The 4,987-nt window shown below is 65.5% G+C and carries 6 protein-coding genes; 3 read left to right on the top strand and 3 right to left on the bottom strand.

The window, feature by feature from the left end; translation table 11 throughout:
* The coding region (locus VL752_RS19995; protein ID WP_325358008.1) for a M20/M25/M40 family metallo-hydrolase at positions 1 to 648 on the bottom strand (648 nt) is incomplete at its 3' end.
* 81 nt (positions 649 to 729) lie between these two features.
* Here VL752_RS19995 and VL752_RS19990 point away from each other — a divergent pair.
* Positions 730 to 2,133, top strand: coding sequence for an aspartate aminotransferase family protein (locus tag VL752_RS19990; protein ID WP_325358007.1), 1,404 nt, complete (start codon positions 730 to 732; stop codon positions 2,131 to 2,133).
* Between the two features lie 82 nt (positions 2,134 to 2,215).
* Positions 2,216 to 3,265, top strand: coding sequence for an aldo/keto reductase (locus VL752_RS19985; protein ID WP_325358005.1), 1,050 nt, complete (start codon positions 2,216 to 2,218; stop codon positions 3,263 to 3,265).
* A 32-nt stretch (positions 3,266 to 3,297) separates the two neighbouring features.
* On the opposite strand, the gene VL752_RS19980 is transcribed toward VL752_RS19985, so the two are convergent.
* On the bottom strand, positions 3,298 to 4,230 hold the full coding sequence (locus tag VL752_RS19980) for a hypothetical protein (protein ID WP_325358003.1): 933 nt from the start codon (positions 4,228 to 4,230) through the stop codon (positions 3,298 to 3,300).
* 9 nt (positions 4,231 to 4,239) lie between these two features.
* Positions 4,240 to 4,470, bottom strand: coding sequence for a hypothetical protein (locus VL752_RS19975; protein ID WP_325358001.1), 231 nt, complete (start codon positions 4,468 to 4,470; stop codon positions 4,240 to 4,242).
* 283 nt (positions 4,471 to 4,753) lie between these two features.
* On the opposite strand from VL752_RS19975, the gene VL752_RS19970 reads away from it, so the two are divergent.
* Positions 4,754 to 4,978 (top strand): antitoxin MazE family protein, encoded by a 225-nt coding sequence (locus tag VL752_RS19970; RefSeq protein ID WP_325357999.1) that lies wholly within the window; start codon positions 4,754 to 4,756, stop codon positions 4,976 to 4,978.
* The last annotated feature ends 9 nt before the right edge of the window (positions 4,979 to 4,987 follow it).

The following is a 4,987-nucleotide window of genomic DNA, read 5'->3' as shown; positions in this document are numbered from 1 at the left end:
GATTTCCGCCTCGTCCAGCTGCGGGCCCTGCTCGATATGAAGTTCGATGAAGGCCGCGACCTCGCTGGGCGTCAGCGCCGGTTTGCCCGCCCGCACCGCATCGGGGTCGAACCCTTCCTCGCGCATATGGTCGGCCAAGGTGCGGCCGTCATCCATGCGCGGCACGTCCAGCGCCTCCGGCGGCAGGCGGCCGAGCGCCGCGCGGCTGCCGACGTAACTCACCGGGAACCAGCTGCCGGCCTCCTCCGAGCGGATGAGCATCACCGTCACGTCCCGCTGCGGCTGAAACCCTGCGCGGGCAAGACCGGCCACCACCGAAAGCCCAGCCAGCACCCCGGCCGCGCCGTCGTAATTGCCGCCCGTCCTCACGCTGTCCAAATGGCTGCCGATGACCAGCCGGGGCAGAGCCGGGTCCGCGCCACGCAACGTTAGATACATATTGCCGGCGAGGTCGGTGCTGGTGGCGAGGCCGAGCGCCTCGGCCTCGGCCCGGACCAGCGCATGGGCCAGGCTCTCCTTCGGGCCGTAAGCCTCGCGGGTGATGCCGACGCCATCGAAGCTCATGGCGCGGAGCGCGTCGAACAGCCGGGGTGCGATCGCGCGGTCAGGCGGCAGGTTGGGACGGTGGGGGAGCGTTTCTGTGATCATGGGAGAAAACTGTGCCCTGCCTCTTCCCCCGGCTCAAGCAGGCGCTCATCATGGGAGCAAATCTTCGTGGAGCACCCGACCATGACCCCGCCTTCCCGGCTCAATTCCCTCGCGGCGCGTGACGTCGCCTCCGTTTTCCACCCCTATACCGACCAGATCGCCCATGCCGAGAACGGCCCGGTGATCATCAGCGGCGGCGAGGGCGTCCGCGTGACGGACGATGCCGGGAAATCCTATATCGACGTCGTCGCCGGCCTCTGGTGCGCCTCCCTCGGCTTCTCGAACGAGCGGCTGGTGGAAGCGGCGGCGAAGCAGATGCGTGCCCTGCCCTTCTACCATGCCTTCGCCTCCAAGTCCCACGAGCCGATGATCGAACTGTCGGAGATGCTGCTGGCCCGCGCGCCGGTGCCGATGAGCAAGGTCTTTTTTGCCAATTCCGGGTCCGAGGCGAATGACAGCGCCATCAAGATGATCTGGTACTACAACAACGCCCGCGGCTTACACGAGAAGAAGAAGATCATCGGCCGTATCAAGGGCTACCACGGCATCACGCTCGCCTCCGCCTCGCTGACCGGCCTGCCCTATAACCACAAATCCTTCGATCTGCCGCTGCCGGGCTTCCTGCACACGATGACGCCGCATTTCTACCACGGCGCGCTGCGCGGCGAGACCGAGGAGCAATTCGCCACCCGCTGCGCCGACGAGCTGGAAAAGCTGATCCTGGCCGAAGGCCCGGAAACCGTCGCCGCCCTCTTCGCCGAGCCCATCATGGGTGCCGGCGGCGTGATCCTCCCGCCGGCCGGCTATTTCCCCAAGATCAAGGCCGTGCTCGACAAGTATGATGTGCTGCTGGTGGCCGACGAAGTGATCTGCGGCTTCGGCCGCACCGGCCAATACTGGGGTAGCCAGACGATGCAGGTGCAGCCCGATATCCTGACCTGCGCCAAGGCGCTTTCCGCCGCCTACCTGCCGATCAGCGCCGTCATGGTCAACGAGCGCGTCTTCGGGCCGATCGCCGAGGAAACCCACAAGCTCGGCACCTTCGGCCATGGCTTCACCTATTCGGGCCATCCGGTGGCCGCCGCGGTGGCGGTGGAGACGCTCAAGATCTATGACGAGATGAACATCCTCGATCATGTCCGCGATGTCGGCGCCTATATGCAGGCGGAGCTGCGCCGCCGCTTCACCGATCATCCCCTAGTGGGCGAGGTGCGCGGCACCGGCCTGATCGGCGCGATCGAACTGGTGGAGGACCGCGCAACCCACCGCAACTTCGACGCCAGCCGCAAGGTTGCCGCGCGGACGGCGAAGCACATGGAGAATTTCGGCATCATCGGCCGCCCGCTGCCGGGTGACGGGCTTGCCTTCTCGCCGCCCCTCATCATCACCAAATCCGAGCTGGACGAGGTCTTCGATGGTGTCGGGCGCGGGTTGGAAGCGGTGATGCAGGATCTGGCGAAGGACGGCGTTTCCCTCTCCGTCTGATTGTCTCAACCCCCGTTGATCGGCGCCCGTTCCTTCGGGCGCCGATTGCTTTTTCACGACGCTCATTCAAAGGACGATGACTGTGGCGGAATACCGCTTGCTGGGCCGCACCGATTTGCGCGTGTCGGCCATTTGCCTTGGCACCATGACCTGGGGCCAGCAGAATACCGAAGCCGAAGGCCATGCCCAGATGGACATGGCGCTGGACCGTGGCATCAACTTCTTCGACACCGCCGAGATGTATTCCATCCCGCCCCGGGCCGAAACACAAGGCTCGACCGAGCGCATCATCGGCAACTGGTTCGCAAAACGCGGCACACGCAACCGCGTCATCCTCGCCTCCAAAGTCGCGGGCCGGGGCAACGGCTATCTGCGCCCGGACGGCAAGCTGACACGCCTGGACCGGACCAACATCACCCATGCGGTCGAGGGATCCCTCACGCGCCTGCAGACGGACTATATCGACCTCTACCAGCTGCACTGGCCGGACCGGCAAGTGCAGATCTTCGGCGCCGGCGGCAATGTCTTCCAGCCGCGGGACTGGTCGGACGAAGTGCCCATCGAGGAAACGCTCGGCGTCCTGCAGGACCTGGTGACGGAAGGCAAGATCCGCCATATCGGCCTGTCGAACGAGACCGCCTGGGGCACGATGAAGTTTCTGGCCGCCTCCGACGCCGGCCACGGCCCCCGCGTCGCCTCCATCCAGAACGCCTACAACCTTGTCAACCGCACCTATGAGACCGGCCTCGCCGAGATCAGCATGCGGGAACAGGTCGGCCTGCTCGCCTATTCCCCGCTCGGCCAGGGTTACCTCACCGGCAAGTATCAGCACGGTGCCCGCCCGGCCGGCGCCCGCACCACGCTCTTCGAGCGCGGCCAGCGCTACGAGAAGCCGGGCGTGGAGGAAGCAATCGACGCCTATCTGGCGCTGGCGCGGGATTTCTATCTTGATCCCGCAACCTTGGCGCTGGCCTTCGTCACCAGCCGCCCCTTCGTGACCTCCAACATCATCGGTGCCACGACGATGGAGCAGCTGAAAGTGGCGCTCGATTCCGAGGAGGTGCAGATCACGTCCGAGTTGGAGGAGCGCATCAACGCGATCTTCCAGGTGCACGGCTCCCCCGCACCGTAATGGCACAACCCGCGGGCCCGCCAGCCCGCGGGTTACGCCACGGCGCAGCGCACGGCCTCGATCTCGAGCAGAAGATCCGTCCGGCAGATGTCGGCCACCAGATGCAGATACTGGGTCCCGGGCGGCAGGGAGGCCGCCAGTGCTGCTTCCAGCTTCGCCGCATGCGCGCCGTCGCGAAGGTAGGTTTTGATCGCCCAACGACCGTCGCGCGTGCTGCCTTCCTCCGTCAGCCGCATCATCACATCGAGGTTCCGCAGCGTCTCCCGCATCTGGGCATCGAAATTCCCCGGGTGGCGGCTCTCGTGGCCGACGATGCTGGCCGTGCCCGAGATGAACAGCGTTCCGCCCTCATGCCGGCTGGCGCGGGAGAAGCGCGGGCTCGCCGGGCCGTAGCGCTGCGGATAGACATAGGCGCTGATCTGGCGCGGATTCTCGACCGGCTCGGCGGGGTTGCGGGCGCCCAGCACATAGATCACCGTGCGCATGCCCCCGCAGCCGATGCCGGTCGCGACCGGCGGCCGCTCCTGCCGCAGCAGGGCGGCGAAAGCACGCTCGCGGCCAAGATTGAAGCGCCAGTAACGCTCCATGCCGTCCTGGTCCGCCAGAATATCGCCGATGTAATTCCAGAAGCGGATGGGCTGAAAGTCCCCTGCTTGCTGCAGGAAAAGAAAAAGATCGCGGTAGGCACGCTCGACGCTGTCGTCCAGAAGCCGCCCGGCCTCGTCGGCAATCTCGACCGCACCAAAACAATACTGGCTGCTGACCGTGCCCAAGACATCGCCGACGCAAAGCGGCGCGGTCTCGTCCTCCGCATGCCAGATCTCGAAGACCGGCGCCCGGGCCACGGGTTCGAGGGCGATGTGAACGATCCCGGGATCGGCCCCGGCAGCTGCGCCGCCATACCTCACCACGCCGAGCACGCCCGCGCCCGCGCGAGGGGCCTGGGCGTAGCCGACCCTCACCATCGCCCCCGCCTACTGGCTGAGGCTCTGGCCGATCTTGTTGGCCGTGCTCGAAATGGCATCGCCCGTGGCATTGGCGCCGTCACTGAAACCCTTGCCGACATCGTTGAAACCGCTGGCGATATGGCTCTGGCCGAACTGGTTGCCGGCGGAATTGAAATCCCCCTGCGCCCGCGCGCCATTGCGATTGCAAGCCGCCAAGGCCAGGGGCACCGCCAGCAGGACAAGGAAGGAAATTTTCATGTCTTGGGCTCCTTTCGCCTTTCATTTCGCCTTGCGCGAACGGATGTCAATATTGTGAGGCCATTCGCCGGGTGACGGCAACTGAGGTCGTGCCCACGGACAAAGCGCGTGCACCAGCATCAGTCCCCCCGCTCCCTTTGGTGGCAGGGCGCACAGCCGCCCATCCCCTCAGTCATCAAGGCAGGTCTTCTTTTTCTGAAGAAAAAGAAGCAAAAAGACGTCCTTCGTTTGATCGTCGGGCCTCGTCGCTATATTACATGTAACCCAGGCGATGGAGAGTGTCATGGCTCAGCCGAGAGGTTCCAAGACGACGCGCGTGAAGGTGCAGGAACATCGCGAGCGGCTGCGCGCGCAGGGCTTGCGACCCATCCAGATCTGGGTGCCGGACATGCGCGCGCCATCCTTCAAGGCGGAGGCGCATCGGCAATCCGCGGCCGTGGCGGCAAGTCATCATGCGGCCGAGGATCAAGCCTTCATCGACGCCGCGTCCGACTGGGCGGAGGAATGAAGCGAGGAG

The organism is Acidisoma sp., assembly GCF_035492295.1.
Classification (GTDB): domain Bacteria; phylum Pseudomonadota; class Alphaproteobacteria; order Acetobacterales; family Acetobacteraceae; genus Acidisoma.
This window is presented reverse-complemented; position numbering and strand designations above follow the sequence as displayed.

Bases quoted from the DNA above. Each gene is read 5' to 3' on its own strand.
- VL752_RS19990 (WP_325358007.1), top strand. From the start codon at position 730: ATGACCCCGCCTTCCCGGCTCAATTCCCTCGCGGCGCGTGACGTCGCC.
- VL752_RS19980 (WP_325358003.1), bottom strand. From the start codon at position 4,230: ATGGTGAGGGTCGGCTACGCCCAGGCCCCTCGCGCGGGCGCGGGCGTG.
- VL752_RS19975 (WP_325358001.1), bottom strand. From the start codon at position 4,470: ATGAAAATTTCCTTCCTTGTCCTGCTGGCGGTGCCCCTGGCCTTGGCG.
- VL752_RS19970 (WP_325357999.1), top strand. From the start codon at position 4,754: ATGGCTCAGCCGAGAGGTTCCAAGACGACGCGCGTGAAGGTGCAGGAA.